Raw genomic sequence first — 1,433 nt, forward strand, 5'->3', positions numbered from 1 at the left:
CACGGGATTATGTGATGTAGGAGATGTTGCCGAAAGCGAATCGCCTCGCCACCATTCGCCCGCTTAATACGGTCGTGAACATTGGCTCTGGAGAAGAAATCGCGATTTTAGACATTTATGAGACCATCGCAGCCATTTTTGAAAAAGAGAGCAACATTCGGATAGAGGGTCCACGAGCGGGGGATGTCAAGCGCTCTGTCCTATCCAATTCGCGTGCCAAAAGGTATCTCGATTGGCAACCACAAGTGAGCTTAGAAGCTGGAATTTTAGCAGTTAAAAAGGAAATGAAATTAGGCCTGTAGATAAAAATGTACGGACTAGGGATAATTCTTCCCCAGTCCACCTGTAGACGTTATAGCAATAAGGTTATGTTATTCGGGTTATTATCAAACTGATGTATACGTATGCATGATATAGAAAAGAGGAATCCTATTAAATGAGGTTGTTAGAGGAGAAGCCTATGTTATTAAGAAGCCAAGATACGATGAAATTAACAAAAGGAAGCAATATTTACGAATGCGGAGAATACGCTATTTTAAAAGGGTATGTTGCTTGTAAAACTGGTGACTATTTACTGAAAATCATGAGAGAGGGCACATTCACAATCACTGAAGAATGTTTGTTTGGTAAGCGAATACAGTACCAAGCACAATCAGATATTCATCTGAAGCAGTTGCCTATACTTTCTGAAACGAACTTTTTACAAAAGCAAGCGAGTGCTGAAAGTGCGGTTATGTATCATCTTGTGAGGCAATTGGATTTGTATGCCTTGCCGGTCAAGGAACGTGTCATGGCTTTCTTATATTGGATTGCTTGTGAAATCGGAGAATTTAGATATGAGAAGTGCCGAATACCCTCAGTTCTCACTCAAGTTGAAATAGCTAACTATACCCACTGCACGAGAGAATATTTAAATGGTGTTCGCAGGGTGTTAATTGCAGAGCAATGGCTAGCATCCGAAAAAGGCTGGGTTTTGTTAGATTGGGACCGATGGGGGGCGTTTATTTATCATATAGAAACAAAGGATACGGATAGAAAGAGGCTGTCCATTTTCTGTTAAAAAAAAAACACAAGTTCATGTGATTTTAAGAGGGCGTATTAGAGTATCGATATAAAATAACTAAAGTTCTTAAAAAGGAAGCATGTTAATCTAGAGATATCAATCTATATGGACAAAATTAAATCTATAAAGGGAGAATATAATGACAAAGAAAATCACAGAAATAGGAAGAAGAATGTTAGCCGTTAGTGCGATCATCATGCTATTTATCGGATTGATTTCTACGAGCGCATTTTCAGTTTACGGACAAACAACTACGAATCAGACATACGCTGAGAGTTTAAGAAAAATAGGACAAGCAGTTGCTAATCAAGACCACACACCATTATCCGAACGAGTAACGTGGAAATTCAAATGGCTTGTTTTTACAGAT

General features: G+C 38.9%; 3 protein-coding genes. All 3 read left to right on the forward strand.

Annotation, left to right across the window (positions count from 1 at the left end; all coding sequences use genetic code 11):
* Positions 1-23 precede the first annotated feature (23 nt).
* On the forward strand, positions 24-302 hold the full coding sequence (locus tag PRIP_RS15775; RefSeq protein ID WP_036102593.1) for a Rossmann-fold NAD(P)-binding domain-containing protein: 279 nt from the start codon (positions 24-26) through the stop codon (positions 300-302).
* 182 nt (positions 303-484) lie between these two features.
* A complete protein-coding gene (locus tag PRIP_RS15780; RefSeq protein ID WP_149023865.1) occupies positions 485-1,060 on the forward strand; it encodes a cyclic nucleotide-binding domain-containing protein in 576 nt (191 codons plus the stop codon).
* A gap of 142 nt (positions 1,061-1,202) precedes the next feature.
* Positions 1,203-1,433 (forward strand): hypothetical protein (locus tag PRIP_RS15785; RefSeq protein WP_036102598.1); only part of this gene is annotated, 231 nt, incomplete at its 3' end.

Source organism: Paenilisteria riparia FSL S10-1204 (assembly GCF_000525995.1).
GTDB lineage: Bacteria > Bacillota > Bacilli > Lactobacillales > Listeriaceae > Listeria_A > Listeria_A riparia.